General features: G+C 26.2%; 22 protein-coding genes, 1 tRNA gene and 1 other RNA gene. 23 read left to right on the top strand and 1 reads right to left on the bottom strand.

Going from position 1 to position 15,428, the window contains the following annotated elements; all coding sequences use genetic code 11:
* The 14 genes from RWJ08_RS02540 to RWJ08_RS02475 all read left to right on the top strand — a co-directional run bounded on the left by RWJ08_RS02540 (position 1) and on the right by RWJ08_RS02475 (position 9,112).
* The gene (locus tag RWJ08_RS02540; RefSeq protein ID WP_313960956.1) at positions 1-612 is read left to right on the top strand and encodes a site-2 protease family protein; all 612 of its coding nucleotides are present in this window, start codon (positions 1-3) and stop codon (positions 610-612) included.
* Positions 612-1,346 (top strand): segregation/condensation protein A, encoded by a 735-nt coding sequence (locus RWJ08_RS02535; protein ID WP_313960955.1) that lies wholly within the window; start codon positions 612-614, stop codon positions 1,344-1,346. Before RWJ08_RS02540 ends, RWJ08_RS02535 begins: the two co-directional genes overlap by 1 nt.
* Entirely contained in the window at positions 1,339-1,920 is a 582-nt protein-coding gene (gene scpB, locus RWJ08_RS02530) for an SMC-Scp complex subunit ScpB (protein WP_293439912.1), read from the top strand. The genes RWJ08_RS02535 and scpB overlap by 8 nt, the downstream gene beginning before the upstream one ends.
* Positions 1,907-2,599 carry a pseudouridine synthase gene (locus RWJ08_RS02525; RefSeq protein WP_313960954.1) on the top strand — a complete coding sequence of 231 codons (693 nt, stop codon included), beginning with the start codon at positions 1,907-1,909 and terminating at the stop codon, positions 2,597-2,599. The genes scpB and RWJ08_RS02525 overlap by 14 nt, the downstream gene beginning before the upstream one ends.
* Positions 2,599-2,988: a hypothetical protein gene (locus RWJ08_RS02520; protein WP_313960953.1), complete on the top strand. Its 390-nt coding sequence runs from the start codon at positions 2,599-2,601 to the stop codon at positions 2,986-2,988. The genes RWJ08_RS02525 and RWJ08_RS02520 overlap by 1 nt, the downstream gene beginning before the upstream one ends.
* Entirely contained in the window at positions 2,969-3,523 is a 555-nt protein-coding gene (locus RWJ08_RS02515) for a class I SAM-dependent methyltransferase (protein ID WP_313960952.1), read from the top strand. The genes RWJ08_RS02520 and RWJ08_RS02515 overlap by 20 nt, the downstream gene beginning before the upstream one ends.
* A gap of 54 nt (positions 3,524-3,577) precedes the next feature.
* A tRNA-Ser gene (locus RWJ08_RS02510) sits at positions 3,578-3,668 on the top strand.
* Positions 3,668-3,934, top strand: an RNA gene (ffs, locus tag RWJ08_RS02505) — signal recognition particle sRNA large type. Before RWJ08_RS02510 ends, ffs begins: the two co-directional genes overlap by 1 nt.
* A gap of 97 nt (positions 3,935-4,031) precedes the next feature.
* Positions 4,032-4,388 (top strand): PBECR2 nuclease fold domain-containing protein, encoded by a 357-nt coding sequence (locus RWJ08_RS02500; protein ID WP_009372397.1) that lies wholly within the window; start codon positions 4,032-4,034, stop codon positions 4,386-4,388.
* 237 nt (positions 4,389-4,625) lie between these two features.
* A complete protein-coding gene (locus RWJ08_RS02495; RefSeq protein ID WP_313960951.1) occupies positions 4,626-5,156 on the top strand; it encodes a hypothetical protein in 531 nt (176 codons plus the stop codon).
* A 211-nt stretch (positions 5,157-5,367) separates the two neighbouring features.
* Entirely contained in the window at positions 5,368-5,892 is a 525-nt protein-coding gene (locus RWJ08_RS02490; RefSeq protein WP_009732808.1) for a hypothetical protein, read from the top strand.
* A 654-nt stretch (positions 5,893-6,546) separates the two neighbouring features.
* Positions 6,547-7,176 (top strand): hypothetical protein, encoded by a 630-nt coding sequence (locus RWJ08_RS02485; protein ID WP_313960950.1) that lies wholly within the window; start codon positions 6,547-6,549, stop codon positions 7,174-7,176.
* A complete protein-coding gene (locus RWJ08_RS02480) occupies positions 7,173-8,135 on the top strand; it encodes an alpha/beta hydrolase (protein WP_313960949.1) in 963 nt (320 codons plus the stop codon). Before RWJ08_RS02485 ends, RWJ08_RS02480 begins: the two co-directional genes overlap by 4 nt.
* Positions 8,132-9,112, top strand: coding sequence for an alpha/beta hydrolase-fold protein (locus tag RWJ08_RS02475; protein ID WP_313960948.1), 981 nt, complete (start codon positions 8,132-8,134; stop codon positions 9,110-9,112). Before RWJ08_RS02480 ends, RWJ08_RS02475 begins: the two co-directional genes overlap by 4 nt.
* Positions 9,113-9,119: 7 nt before the next feature.
* Here RWJ08_RS02475 and RWJ08_RS02470 read toward each other — a convergent pair whose 3' ends face one another.
* Entirely contained in the window at positions 9,120-9,680 is a 561-nt protein-coding gene (locus RWJ08_RS02470) for a hypothetical protein (protein WP_313960947.1), read from the bottom strand.
* A gap of 151 nt (positions 9,681-9,831) precedes the next feature.
* On the opposite strand from RWJ08_RS02470, the gene RWJ08_RS02465 reads away from it, so the two are divergent.
* From RWJ08_RS02465 to RWJ08_RS02425, 9 genes are all read left to right on the top strand, one after another.
* Entirely contained in the window at positions 9,832-10,332 is a 501-nt protein-coding gene (locus RWJ08_RS02465; protein ID WP_313960946.1) for a flavodoxin, read from the top strand.
* 1 nt (position 10,333) lies between these two features.
* A complete protein-coding gene (locus RWJ08_RS02460) occupies positions 10,334-10,972 on the top strand; it encodes a flavodoxin (protein WP_313960945.1) in 639 nt (212 codons plus the stop codon).
* Between the two features lie 11 nt (positions 10,973-10,983).
* A complete protein-coding gene (locus RWJ08_RS02455) occupies positions 10,984-11,640 on the top strand; it encodes a flavodoxin (RefSeq protein WP_313960944.1) in 657 nt (218 codons plus the stop codon).
* A gap of 11 nt (positions 11,641-11,651) precedes the next feature.
* The gene (locus RWJ08_RS02450) at positions 11,652-12,509 is read left to right on the top strand and encodes an aldo/keto reductase (protein ID WP_313960943.1); all 858 of its coding nucleotides are present in this window, start codon (positions 11,652-11,654) and stop codon (positions 12,507-12,509) included.
* Between the two features lie 228 nt (positions 12,510-12,737).
* Positions 12,738-12,986, top strand: a complete 249-nt coding sequence (locus RWJ08_RS02445; protein ID WP_313960942.1) for a hypothetical protein — start codon at positions 12,738-12,740, stop codon at positions 12,984-12,986.
* A gap of 253 nt (positions 12,987-13,239) precedes the next feature.
* On the top strand, positions 13,240-13,488 hold the full coding sequence (locus RWJ08_RS02440) for a hypothetical protein (RefSeq protein WP_039868367.1): 249 nt from the start codon (positions 13,240-13,242) through the stop codon (positions 13,486-13,488).
* A gap of 96 nt (positions 13,489-13,584) precedes the next feature.
* The gene (gene ylqF / locus RWJ08_RS02435; RefSeq protein ID WP_313960941.1) at positions 13,585-14,466 is read left to right on the top strand and encodes a ribosome biogenesis GTPase YlqF; all 882 of its coding nucleotides are present in this window, start codon (positions 13,585-13,587) and stop codon (positions 14,464-14,466) included.
* A complete protein-coding gene (locus RWJ08_RS02430) occupies positions 14,456-15,088 on the top strand; it encodes a ribonuclease HII (protein WP_009732764.1) in 633 nt (210 codons plus the stop codon). The genes ylqF and RWJ08_RS02430 overlap by 11 nt, the downstream gene beginning before the upstream one ends.
* Complete coding sequence (locus RWJ08_RS02425; RefSeq protein ID WP_009372824.1) at positions 15,078-15,422, top strand: YraN family protein; 345 nt, start codon at positions 15,078-15,080, stop codon at positions 15,420-15,422. Before RWJ08_RS02430 ends, RWJ08_RS02425 begins: the two co-directional genes overlap by 11 nt.
* Positions 15,423-15,428 lie beyond the last annotated feature (6 nt).

The raw sequence follows: 15,428 nt of genomic DNA, 5'->3' as shown, positions 1-15,428 counted from the left end.
ATGGACATTATAATAGAGAATTTAATTGTTGGAATTGCTGTAATGTTTGTAATTATAGCCTGTAGAGTTTTTCAAGCAAATGTCGCTTTAGCTCTAGGAGATAATACACCGAAATTAAATGGAGCAACTAGCTTGAATCCTGTTAATCATATAGATATAGTAGGCTTTATTTGTTTTATAATTTTTAAATTCGGTTGGGCAAAGCCTATAGAAGTAAATGTATCTAATTTTAAAAATAGATTCTGGGGTAAAATAATTTACTCCTTATCAAATGCCTTTATGTGCTTTTTAATTGCTTTAATTTCAGCAATTATATATATACTTGTTGGATCTGATAACAAAATGTTATTTTTACTATTTATAGATATCTTCTCTATAAGTATAGTATTTGGAATTATAGGATTGATACCTTTGCCACCTTTTGACGGGGCAATTTTCATAAGTGCATTTTTATCAAGAGAAGTAGAATATGAATATTTTAAACTTTCAAATTATACAACACTTATTCTGCTTGCATTAATCTTGACACGAACTTTTGGAACATTTTTATCACCTATTGCTAATACTGTTGGACAATTTATAATTAAAATTGCTTATATGTTGGTGATGTAATGCAATTAATAGTAAATTTAGATGCTTATTCAGGCCCTTTGGATTTGTTGCTTGACTTAATTTCAAAACAAAAGGTTGATATTTATGATATTGAAATAAGTAAAATAACTAAACATTATCTTGAAGTAATTGAAAATTCCGTTTATAGTGAAGATACTGATATATCAGCTTTTTTACTAATGTCTAGTACTTTAGTTGAAATAAAATCAAGGAGTTTAATTCCTAAAAACACAGATGAAGACGAAGAAGAAATTGTTACAAAAGAACAATTGATTGAAAGACTTATTGAATATCGAAAGTTTAAAAAGGTTGGAGAATACTTTAGAAATTTAGAAACAGAAGGAAGTAAAGCATATTCAAAAATGCAGTCTGATATTACTGAATATATGACTGAAGATAAGGAAATTATTTTAAATACTGATGTTAATGTATTGCTTTCTTTAATGGAAAGTATTATAAATCAGTATCAAATTAAAAATGAAGAAAATTCATTTGACAAAATCATAGAAAAAGATTTATTTCCAATTGAAAAATATATTTCAATGATAAAAGATAAAATGTATGAAAAAAAAGAGCTTTATTTTGAAGATTTAGTTTTTTATAATGGTACAAAAAGTGAGCTTATAACAATTTTTATATCTATTTTGGAGCTTGTAAAAAATAATATTATTAAGATTTTTCAAGATAAAGATAAAAATATTAAACTTAATTTAGTGGGGGGAGAAGTTGAATAGTAGAGAATATAAACAAGTTATTGAACAGTTGTTATTTGTTTATGGAGATCCTTTAAAAATTGATGATATTGCAAAAGTTTTGGATATTTCAGTAAAAGAGGCTACTGTTTACGCTGATGAACTTGTAGAGGAGTTTGAATTTCAAAAAAGAGGACTTGTAATTCAAAAAATTTCTAATCATTATCAGATAAAGACAAGAAAAGAATATCATGATATTATTTCTAAGCTTTTTGAAAAAGTTACAATGAAGCATTTAACTAATTCAACTTTGGAAACTTTGGCTATAATTGCATATAAACAGCCGATTACAAGGCAAGAAATTGAAGAGATAAGAGGAGTTAAATGTAATAGTTCTATCGATACTCTGATGTCAAAAGATTTTATTGAAGAGGCGGGAAGACTTGATAGAATTGGTAAGCCAATTATTTATAAGACAACTCTGAACTTTTTAAATCAATTTAATTTAAAAACTTTAAAAGACTTGCCTGACATTGAAAAATTTATTTCTGATGAAGAAAAAAACCAAATAGTTGAAGATGAAAATGATGTGGAAATAAAAGATGAGAATAAATAAATTTATTGCAAATTCCGGATACTGTTCAAGAAGAAACGCTGATTTACTTTTAGAACAGGGAAAAGTTTTTGTAAATGGAAAACTCGCTACAAAAGGTATTGATATTTCAGAAAATGATGAAGTTTTAGTTGAAGGAAAGAAAATTAAATTAGAAGAAGCAAAAAAATATTATCTTTTAAATAAACCTATTGGATATTCCAGTACAGCGAAAGCCCAATTTCAAGAAAAAATTGTTTTGGATTTGATAGATTCCAAAGAGAGAATTTATCCTGTAGGACGATTAGATAAGGATAGTTTTGGACTTTTGCTTTTAACAAACGATGGGGACTTAGGTTTTAGATTGACACATCCAAGTCACAATGTTGAAAAAGAGTATATCGTAAAGGTTGATAAAACTTTAAAAGAAAGTGATTTAAAAAAGTTATCTTCAGGCATAATACTTGAAGGTAAAATTACAAGAGAAGCAAGATTTGAAATGTTAGACTTTAAAAATAACATAGTAAAAGTTTTTCTAAAAGAGGGAAGAAATAGACAGATAAGAAAAATGTTTAAAACTTTAGGCTATAATGTTATTTCTCTTGAGAGAATTGCGTTTGGTAAAATAAAACTTGGAAAATTAAAATTAGGAAACTACAGAGAACTTAGTAAAGAAGAGATTGAATATTTAAGGAGTTTATAATGATAGGATTAAAAAATGCTACTCCAGAAGAATTTGAAGAACTTTATGTCAAATATGGAATAGGTGGAAGTATTGATTTATCTGTACCAACATTTTATTTCAGCTTAGTAATGGAAGAAAATATAATTGGATATGTAAAACTTACTTTTAGAGATGAGGATTATTACTTAGAAGAAATAAAATATGATGAAGGAATGGAAAGATTTAATAGATTTTTCATAAAATGTATTGCTTATAAAGTATACATGAAGGGAAAAAAGAAATTTTATTCTAAATTGTTTTTTGAAGGAATTTCAGGAGTTACTAAAGTAGAAGATAATTTATACACTTATGATGTAGATAAAATTTTAGAACAAGGAAAGACTTGCAGTGGATGTAAAAATAAATAATACAAAGACTTTAATTAAATTTTTTATGAAAAATTATATTAGTGAAATTAAAGTTGCAGTTGACATGACAGTTGGTAATGGGTTTGACTCTAAAAATATTTTAGAGATATTACAGCCTAAAAAACTTTATTGTTTTGATATTCAAAAAGAAGCTTTGGGAAATTCAAAAATTTTGCTTGAAAAATATTCGAATTGTGAATTGATTTTAGAAAATCACAAAAATTTTTATAAATATGTAAAGGAAAATATTGATTTTGCAATATATAATTTGGGTTATTTACCTAAAGGAAATAAAAATATAACTACTAATGCAGAAGATGTTGAAGAAAGTTTAAAGAAATTGCTCGAGAAATTAAATTCTAAAGGAGTTATTTTCATAACTTTTTATATAGGACATTCTGCTGGTCAGATTGAGAGTTTAGAAATATCAAAATTTTTACAAAACTTAAACCAAAAAGAATATACCATTCTTAAATTTACATTTGAAAATCAAAAAAATAATCCACCTTATGTGGTTATGATTCAGAAAATATAAATTATTTTTATATTGACTAAACAAAAAAAATACATTATAATATATGGGTGTCGTGGAGAGCTGTCCGAGTGGTCGAAGGAGCACGATTGGAAATCGTGTAAACGTCAAAAGCGTTTCGAGGGTTCAAATCCCTCGCTCTCCGCCATGCACTAGGCGGGGTGTTAGCAGTACCTTGTAACCTGTAATCTGCTATAGCAGGGCTGAATTCCCAAGTTAGATTTTCAAGGGGTGTAGCCGACTTTTGTAAGTGGTGTTGACGAGTGGGTCCTTACGCAATAGAGCTTTATGAATCTGGTCAGGTCTTGACGGAAGCAGCCATAAGTAAAATACTCTATGTGCCGTAAGATTGCTTACTTTGAGCTAACTGCAAAGGTACCGTACATTTCTTGTTAAGCGACCTTGGGTGTGCTTACATACTAGAGAGCTATCTGTAAAGATAGCTCTTTTTTTATAAAATTATATTTGATTTATATTTATTTTATGCTAAAATATATTCAGAGGTATAGCTATGATAGTAAAGGATAGTATTAAAGAATTATTAGGTCTTGAAACAGACTTATCAGAAATAGAATATTCTAAGCATGGTTTAAAAAGACATCTTGAAAAAAGAAAGCATTATGATGTTTTAAAATATGTAGATAAAATTAGTGATATAATTGAAAATCCTGATTATGTAGGAATTAATACAAATGGAAAAAAACTGGCTTTGGAGTATGTAAAATGTTATAAAAAGAATATTTTACTGGCTTTAAAAGTTAATAAAACTAAAGATAAATTTTTTATTGTCAGCATGTATAGCATAAATGACTATAAATTAAACAGCAGAAAATTTAGTGGAAGACTAAAGAAGGTTGACAAAGAGTAAAAAATTGGGTATACTATAGTTAAGTAAAGAAGTAGTTGAGGGCAGAAAGGGTTCCTGCCACACCTGCAACAAGGTATCTGAGATGTTGGGTACACCGACCAACCGACTACTTAATTCAAATTTTGAGAGTTGGAGAAGTCTGACTCTTTTTTTGTAAGCAAATTATTTAAACAACATTTAGTATTTTGTGTTTAAGTTTTGTAAGTAGAAAAATCTTGAATAATAAAGGAGGTCATTATGAAAAATAAAAAACTTTACAATGTATTTTTTCCGATTTGGTTTTTACTATTGTTTCCTATAACTTGGCTTATTGCAATGCCTGTAAATTTTGTTATAGATTCAATTGTAATACTATTATCTTTAAAATTTTTAAAGATAGATGATACTTTTCAAAAGTATAAAAAAGTAATTCTAAAGGTATTCTTATTCGGATTTTTTGCAGATTTTGTTGGTGCAATTTTCTTGTTTTTAATATCAAGCTTGGTTGGAATGGGTGGTGAGGATTCTGGATTTTTTAAATGGATTAATGAAAAAATGATTGAACCTATGATGAGAAGTCCTTTTGAAAATATTTATGCTTTTCTTTTAGTAGCTGTTGCAGTATTAATAGCAGGAATTTGCATCTATTATTTGAACCTAAAAAACAGTTTTGCAAAAATTGATATAGAAGCAAAAGATAAGAAAAAATTAGCATTATATATGGCAATATTTACAGCTCCATATTTGTTTTTTGTTCCTACATCAGTTGTTTATAATTTACTAGGTTAGATTTTGAAAATTAGATAAAAAAGTTTTCAAGCAGAGTTAGTTAATCTAACTCTGTTTTTGTATTTTTAAAATATAATTTCTAGATTTTAAATTATTGACAAAAAGTAAAAAAATAGGTATATTATATTAGAATAAATGAGTATTTTATAGATTTTATTTTTGAAAATTATTTTATAAGATTGTAGTAATAATTTTTGAAAAGGAGGTAATTATGAAAACTAATAAACTTTATAGTTTCTTTTTTCCTAGTTGGTTTATTCTTCTATTTCCTTTAACTTGGCTCATTGTATTACCTTTAGATTTTCTTAGACAAACTTTAGTAATTTTAGTTGCTTTAAAAATTTTAAATGCACAACATATATTCGAAAAGTATAAAAAAGTTATTTTTAAAGTATTTCTGTATGGACTTGTTGCAGACTTTGTAGGAATATCTTGCATATCTTTTATAACAAGTGTGTCTGGAACAGTTTCTAATATTCCTGGATTTATAGGCAGTATTGGTAATAGTTTGTTTAAGGGTATGATTATAGGTCCATTTGATAGTATTATTGGATTTATATTAATCACCATTATAGTTGTAATTTCAGGATTTTGTATCTATATATTAAACTTAAACTATAATATTAAAAATTTGGATATAGAAACAGAAGATAAGAAAAAATTCGCATTATATTTGGCAATTTTTACAGCGCCATATATATTCTATTATCCAACATTAATCTTTAAATTAATGTAATCTGCATTGATACTAAAATTATAAATTACAATATAAAACAATATATTTTTCTAAAAGAGTTGACTTTTTTACGATTTGTGGTATTATATAGTTGAGATTATAATTCTATAGAGGTCGAATTCATCTCGCGTATTAGAATGCAAATAAAAAAGCAAGGTTGGCGGACCTTGCTTTTTATGTTGATTATTTAAAATTCTTTAGCAATTTTAATAACGCAATCAACAACGTTAATAAAATTATAGTATCAATAGAGGTCAATAGCTTCACCTCCTTACATATAGAATGCAAAGTAATTATATAATAATATAAAGTTTTAGTAAACAGTTAAAAAATAGAGTTATAAAATTTTACTCTATTTTTTATTGTGAAAATATGAGACAAAGGCTATAAACATTGATAAGTAAAGTAGATTGGAATAATAATAAAATATTTAGTTGGAGTTTAAAAATTTTCTAAATAAACTTTTTTAAATTAGTCTAAATTCATTTTTAGAAATATTTAAATTCATAAAATAATTATTAAGTAAAATTTATTTTTCTATAATACATCTTTCACAAATTCTTAAAAATGAGAATTATTTCTCATTTTTGTATTGTTGTTGTGTAATTATGAGTTAAAGTAGCTTATACTATAATTGTAAATAGAGGTGAGTTTATGAAAAAAAAGATAGTTATAGATATACTTATGTTTGTATTAATGCTTTTAGAATTTTCAAAAGCATATATGTCGCCAATATGGCACGAACTGTTTGGATTGTTATTAGTAGTTTTAATTATAATACATTTAATATTAAATAAATCTTATCTAAAAAGTATAAATAAGGGAAATTATACTATAAAAAGATTTATTATGTTAATAAGTAATATTTTATTTTTCTTAACTTTCTTATTATCAGTAATATTTGGTATTCTATCTTCACAAGAATTATTCAAATATTTTAGCATTGGAACTTATGGAATCCAATTTTTGCATAAAATATTTTCTTATATAAGTTTATTATTATTAGGTATTCATTTAGGAATTAATTTTAATTCAATGTTTGGAAAAGTTAGAAGAAAAATAAATAATGTAGTTATCATTTATGTAATAGATATATTAATAATTTTTTATGGATTATATTCATTAATTAAATTAGAAATTTTAAAACATGTAATTGGTAAATATGGTTTTGGATTAGTTGATGGTAATATAGTAATTAATATTTTCAGATACTTTAGTGTTATAATGATGTTTTCAATTGTTATTAATTATTTTTATAAGAAATATAAGGGGAAGAACAAATGAAAAAGATATTTTTAATAATTGTATTAATATTAATAATAACGGGTTGTGTTAATAATGAAATTAAGAAAGAAGGTAACAATTTGAGTTATTTTACTAAGGATACAAAAGTTTATGACGTAATAGATAATAATTCATTTAAGGGATTTGGTAATTTAATATTTCCAATAAATAGAAATATACCTTCTGATATGACACTTGAAAATGTTGGTGATATTTATATTTGGTATCACTATATAGATTCAAATAAAACTGTAGAAATTGTTAATTATATGAAGGAAAAAGTTGATAATGGTAACAAGATATTCTATGATATTTATAGTGAAGAAGAAAAAAATAAAAATCCAGATTTGAAAAATACAGGTTTATTCTTTTTTAAAGGGAATCCTAATGAAAAGTTTGCAATACTGAATTCTGGAGGAGGATTTTCATATGTAGGAGCAATGCATGATAGTTTTCCTCATGCTTTAGAATTATCTAAAAAAGGATATAATGCTTTTGCTTTAATTTACAGGCCTAATCCTCAATTAGCTATGCAAGATTTATCAAGAGCTATAGCATTTGTGTTCGAACATAAAGAAGAATTACAAGTAGATGTAAAAGATTATTCTGTGTGGGGAGGATCTGCAGGAGCTAGAATGGCTGCGTGGTTAGGAAATTACGGGTCATCTTACTTTGGAGAAAAAGAATATCCTAAACCTAATGTAGTAATTATGCAATATACAGGATTTTCTGAAGTAACGGGAAACGAGCCACCAACTTATAATTGTGTTGGAACAAGTGATGATATAGCAAATTATAAGACAATGCGTAATAGAATTAATAGAATTAAAAAAAATGGAACAGATGCAGAAATTGAAATATTTGAAGGGTTACCTCATGGATTTGGATTAGGAACTGGAACTAAAGCAGAAGGTTGGATTAATAATGCAATTAAATTCTGGGAAAGGAATACAAAATGAAAAAGAAAATAATAATATTAATAATTTCATTATTTATGATTGGAAGCATAATTTTTATATTTGTAAGGAAAAATAATAATTTATTGTCAAATGAAGGTAACAGTAAAATGAAATTAGAGAGAACTGGATGGGCTGAAAGTATTCCTCCATCATTTAAAAACAAAGCAAAAAATCAAGGAAAATTAGAAAAAGTTAGTTATGATACTCTTGACTATACAAATAATAAAAAAATAAAGAAAGAAGCTGTAGTATATTTGCCTTATGATTATGATGAAAGCAAAGAGTATAATATATTTTATTTGATGCATGGTTGGACAGGACATGCAGGAGATTTCTTTGAATATTCTAAAATAGTAAACATATTAGATAATATGATAGAAAATAAAGAAATAGAGCCTTTAATTGTTGTAGCAGCTACTTTTGATTCAGAAAATGTTGGTCAAAGTTGGGAAAGAAGTGTAGAAGAACTTGAACCTTTTCATTTGGATTTTGAAAATGCTCTAATGCCCTATATTGAATCACATTACTCTACTTATGCAAAATCTACTTCAAAGGAAGATTTAATCTCTTCGCGTGAACATAGAGCATTTGGAGGATTCTCTCTAGGGGGAGTTACTACATGGTGGATGTTTAAATATGATTTAGATTATATTAAATATTTCTTACCAATGTCAGGAGATGCTTGGTATGTTACTACTTTTGGAGGGTTATATTATCCAAAAGAAACAGTAGATGAAATAGAAAAAGTAGTTAAAAACAATGATAGAGATTATTTTATTGCAGCTTATTTAGGAACCAGAGATGCAAGATATGATCAAGTTAATAATCAAATGGTAGAAATGCTTAAAAGAGGCACTTTTAATAATTCATTTGTTTACTATCAAGTAAAAGATGCTTATCATGATATGAATGCAACTGATATTGATATATATAATGGATTAAAATTATTATTCAAAAAGAAAGGGAAATCTCAATGATTTCCCTTTATAATTCTTTAATTCCATTCTTTATTAATAATGTAGTTAGTTCTATGGCTTCTTCCATAGAGATTTTTCTTCCATCTTTAATCCAGCTTCTATAACAAGATACAGTTGAATCGTTAATGAATGAAATGATTATATTTTTTTTGTAATTATCAAATTTATCAAAATATTTAAAGTTATTGTCATCTTGAACATACATTTTAACTTTTTGAACCATTTGTTGTCTAATATATTCAAAGTTTGGGTTAGTATTTATCTTTTCAAATATAAGACCATTTTTTTCTGAAAAAGAGAAATATTCATATGTTAATTTATCAATGTCGTAATAAAAATCATAGTCTTTGATTATTTTGTAAAACTCTATTGTGTAATCTAATTGAATATCTTCAAGTAAATTGTCAATAGAGTCATAATGCAAATAAAAAGTTCTTCTATTAATCATAGATTTCTCGCATAAGTCTTTGACTGTAATTTTTTCATAGCTTAAATTAATTAACATGGTTTTAAAGGTTTCTTTTAAAATTTTTTTTGTTCTTTGAACTCTTAAATCTTCTTTAGTCATAAAAATCCTCCTTTAATTCACAAATTTTGAAAATAGAGAATTATATCTCATAAAAAAACTTATGTGGTGTTATTTATTTATAAAAAGTATTATACTATAAACATAAAAGATAAGCAACATATGTGAATAATTTAAAAAGGAGGAAATTATTTTGTCAAAGATACTTATTACTTATTTTGGTACTTATGGTACCACTGAAAAATTTGCAAAAAATATAGCTGAGATAACTGGAGGAGACTTATTTGAAATAGAACCTGTTATAACTTATGATAAGGATACAGCTAATTATGAAGGATTAGCAGAGTATGCGAAAAAAGAAAGGGAAAATGATACTAGACCAGAAATTAAACAATTACCAAATGTATCAGAGTATGATTATATTTTCATTGGTTACCCAATGTGGTGGTATACATATCCACAAATTATTAGAACCTTAATTGAAGGAGTAGATTTAAGTGGAAAAATAATTATTCCATTTAATACTCATGAGGGATCTGGAGATGGTGGAAGCTATAGAGAATTACAAGAGGCTTTACCAAACTCAAAAGTATTAATTGGATTGCCAATTAGAGGACAAAATTTAAAGGATTATGATCAAAAAGGAAATATTAAAGAATGGTTGGATGAATTAAAAATAGATTGGAGTGAATAGTATGAATAAGAAATTGAAAATAGGAGTGATTTGTAGTATTATAGTAATGACAATATTAACATTATACATAGTAAAAAATGCAAAAAAGAATTCTTCAGTTGGACTTGATTCGTCTATTGTTAATCAAAGACAAAAAGAAGGACAAACTATTTTAAATAATAATAAAGTTTTAGTTGTATATTTTTCTTATGGTGGAAATACTCAAAAACTTGCCAAATTAGTTAGTGATAAAGTTGGAGGAGATTTTATCAGAATAGAAACGGTTAAAAATTATCCTGAATATAGTAAATTATTTGACTACACAAAATCAGAAAGAGATAATAATGAAAGACCTGAACTAAAAGATTTGAATATAAATATTGAGGATTATGATACAATATTTATTGGTTATCCTATTTGGTGGTACACACTTCCAATGCCTGTATTTTCATTTTTAGATAAATATGATTTAAGCGGAAAAACAATAATACCTTTTAATACTCATAGAGGCTCTGGAGATGGAGGAACTTATGATACAATAAAAAGTATAGAGCCTGGAGCTAAAGTTTTAAAAGGATTACCAATTTCTGGAGATGATATGAATAGGGATCAATCAGATAAAGTAGATAATTGGTTGAAAGAATTAGGACTTGTTAAGTAAGGAGAACTAAAATGAATAAGAAAATAATTTCTTCATTAATGGTTATTGTAGTTATTGCTTGTATAATTTTTGGAAGCACAAGGATCAATAGAAACAAAAAAGAAAATAATTCGTTAAATAATATTAATGAAACAAAGAATAATATTGAAAACAATAAGAATAATAGTGATAATTTAAATATCAATGGTAAAAAAGTATTAGTAGTTTACTATTCAGCACAAAATCATACTAAAAACGTATCAGAAAGTATTGCGAAAAATTTAAATGCCGATGTGTTTGAAATAGTTCCAAAAAATATATATACTAAAGATGATTTAGACTGGAATAATAAAAATTCAAGAGTATCTAAAGAGCATGACGATGAGTCTTTAAGAAAAATAGAATTGGTTTCTATGAAAGTGCCTAATTGGGATAGTTATGATATTATTTTAATCGGATATCCAATATGGTGGGGAATTGCCGCATGGCCAACAAATTCTTTTGTAGAAAATAATGATTTTAGCAATAAAATTGTAATACCATTTTGCACATCTTTATCATCTGGTATTGGAGAAAGTGATAAATTACTTGCAAAACTTGCAGGAACCGGAAATTGGAAAGATGGAAAAAGATTTTCATCTAGTGTAAGTGATTCAGAAATAAAAAAATGGACTGATAGTCTTAAATAAGGAGGAAAAAAATGAAAAATATTAAATTAAATAATGGAGTAGAAATGCCAATATTAAACTTTGGTGTATTTCAAATACCTCAAGAAGAAACTAAAGAAGCTGTTATTAATGCACTTAAAGTAGGATACAGAGGAATTGATACAGCTCAAAGTTATTTTAATGAAAAAGAAGTTGGGGATGGAATTAAAGAATCTGGAATTCCAAGAGAAGAAATATTCATCACAACTAAAATTTGGATTGATAATTATGGCTATGATAAATGCAAAAAATCAGTTGAAGAATCTTTAGAAAGATTACAAACAAGTTATATTGATTTAGTACTTTTGCATCAACCATTTAGCGATTACTATGGAGCATACCGTGCTCTTGAAGAGTTATATGAAGAAGGTAAAATTAAAGCCATTGGGGTATCTAACTTCTATGCTGATAGACTTGCAGATATTTGCTTGTTTGAAAGAAAAGTAATTCCTGCGGTAAATCAAATAGAAACTAATCCTTTTAATGCAAGATATAAAGATCAAGAAGTTGCAGAAAAATATGGAACTCATATTATGGCTTGGGCTCCGTTTGGAGAAGGGAAGAACAATATGTTTATTAATCCAATATTGAGTGAAATAGGAAATAAATATGGAAAGTCTTCTGCACAGGTTATACTTCGTTGGCTAATACAGAGAGGTGTTATTATTGCATGTAAATCAACTCATTTAGAAAGAATAAAACAAAACTTTGAAGTATTCGATTTTGAACTTACAAATGAAGACATGGAAAAAATTAAAGGATTGGATAAAGGAGATTCACTATTCTTTAACCATCAAGATCTAAATATGGTTGAATGGTTTGATAGTATGGTACAAAAAAGAAGAAAATAAAATTATGTTGAAGAAATATAAAAGATAAAACATATTTAATAGGTTAAAAATTTAAAAATATTTTTAAACAGAGTTATACAATCTAGCTCTGTTTTTTATTGTGAAAATACAAGTCAAAGATTATAAACGTTGACAAAAAACATTTATAGATTTATAATCTAATTGGGTTATAATCTTAAAAAGAATTTATTTTACATGATAAAAGTATGATAATAGGAGAGATATTTTATGAGATTACTAAGTAGATATTTAGCAAAAGCAATAATGAGGAAAATTGATAGTACTCGTTATAAAAACCATATTTATTTCTCTTTGATGTTAATTTTATCTTTGGTAATTATATATACTTTATATTGTACTCTTAAAGTTGGAAATTTAGATACTACTAAAATTATTGGAGTTGTGCTTTGTGGTATTTTACTAGTTTTATCGGTAATATCAGCTATAGTTTATTTTATAAAAATGTTTGAAAAATAGTTTTTATAATAGATATTAAATTTTCAAAATTATACTAAAGAAATAAAAAAGATATTTTAAATATATTGAATAAGCTAAATTAAAAAAATTTTTAAACAGAGTTATATCATCTAACTCTGTTTTTTGTTGAATATAGGATAAAAACTATAGACGTTGACAAAAACAATTTATAGTTTTATAATCTAATTGTGTTATATTATAAAACTATAATTTATTATACATGATAAAAGTATGATAATAGGAGGGATATTTTATGAGATTACTTAGTAGATATTTAGCAAAAGCAGTAATAAGAAAGACGAACAGTTCTCGTTACAAAAACTATATTTACTTCGCTATAATGTTAATATTTTCTTTGTTTTTGACATATGCTATATATTTCAATCTTACAGTTGGAAAATTAGATAGTACTAAAATTATAGGTATTGTACTTTGTAGCATTTCACTAGTTTTATCCGTAATATCCGCTATATTTTATTTTTTAAAAATTTTTAAAAAATAATTCTTTATAATCTATATTTAGATTTACAAAATTATACAGGAGGGAGATATATTCTACCTCCTTACTTATATATAAATATAAAAAATGGAGGAAATAATGAATATAAATTGGTATCCGGGTCATATGAAAAAGACTATGGATAATATAAGATCATCATTAAAATTGGTTGATATTGTTGGAGAAATTATTGATTCAAGAATTCCAATAAGCAGTAAAAATCCTGTTATTGATGATGTTTTAAAGGATAAGCCAAGAATTATGATTTTGAATAAATCAGATATGGCTGATGAAAATGAGACTAAAAAGTGGCTTAGTTATTATAGAAAAAAAGGTTATGGAGCTGTTGTTGTAGATGCACTTCATTCAAAGGGTTTGGACAAGATTTATTCAGTTGCTAAAGAGATGTTGGCTGATAAATTTAAAAAGCTTGAGGAAAAAAATCTTTCTGCAAAGACAATTAGAATGATGATTGTAGGAATTCCAAATGTTGGGAAATCCACTTTTATTAATTCAATTTCAAAGAGAAAGAGTGCTAAAATAGGAGATAGACCTGGTGTTACAAAACAGGTTCAATGGATTAAGACAAAGAATGATTTGGAGCTTTTAGATACTCCGGGCGTTCTTTGGCCTAAGTTTGAAGATGAGAGAATCGGTTTACATTTAGCTTTTACAGGTGCAATTAAAGATGAGATTATGGATATTGAAAATTTAGCTTTTCGTTTTATTGATGAATTAAATAAAAGAGATGTAAATATTTTGAAAAATAGATATAATCTATCTGAGGACTCTTATGAGGACACTTTGTATTTAATGGATGAAATCGGAAGAAATAGAGGAGCAATTTTAAAGAAAAATGAAATTGATTATTTTAAAGTTGCAAATTTAGTTTTAGATGATTTTAGAAAAGTAAAACTTGGAAGAATAACTTTAGAGACTGTGGAAGATATTGAAAAATTTGAGGAAGATAATGGAAATTAAAGAAGAACTAGAGAATATCTACAAAAAATATAATTTAATTATTGGCGTTGATGAAGTTGGAAGAGGTTGTCTTGCCGGTCCTGTCGTTTCTTGTGCGATTATAATGAAAAAAGATAGTAAGATTGAGGGAGTAACGGACAGTAAGAAGCTTTCCAAAAAGAAAAGACTTGCACTTTATGATAAAATTTTAGAAGAATGTGTAGGCTATGGAATTGGAATTGTGGATAATGTAAAAATTGATGAAATAAATATTAAACAGGCGAGTAGACTTGCTATGAAGATTGCAATTTCAAATATTAAGGATTTAGAAGGAAATACAGTTTCAGGTGATTTTTTGATAACTGATGCAGAAAAAGTTGATGTTGATATTCCGCAAATTAATTTGATTCACGGAGATGAGCTTTCTTATGTGGTTTCCTGCGCTTCAATAATCGCAAAGGAATACAGAGATAGTATGTTTGTTGAGTATGAGAAAAAGTATCCTAACTATAATTTTATAAAAAATGTAGGGTATGGTACAAAAGCTCATTATAAAGGTATTGATGAAAATGGAGTTACTCCTATTCATAGAGTAACTTTTTTGAAGAAATATTTTGAAAAGAAAAAAGAATATGAAAGCTAAAGATATTGGAAATTTAGGGGAAGATATGGCTGTTAAATTTCTTTTAGAAAAGGGCTATGAAATTGTTGAGAGAAATTTTTTAAAACCTTTTGGAGAGATTGATATAATAGCAAAAGATAAAGATTTTTTAGTTTTTATTGAGGTTAAGGCTAGAAAAAATATAAATTTTGGTTTTCCCAGAGAGTTTGTAAATGGAAGTAAAATAAAAAAGATACAAGACGTTGCACAGATTTATATGATGGAGAAAAATTTGTTTGGAGCAAAAATTCGTTTTGATGTTATAGAAATAATTTTTGACAATCATAAAATTACACATATAGAAAATGCTTTTTAGGAGGAT

It is taken from the genome of uncultured Parvimonas sp., from assembly GCF_963524015.1.
Taxonomy (GTDB): Bacteria; Bacillota; Clostridia; order Tissierellales; family Peptoniphilaceae; genus Parvimonas.
The sequence above is the reverse complement of the archived record's forward strand: the minus strand, read 5'-3'. Positions and strand labels throughout refer to the sequence as shown.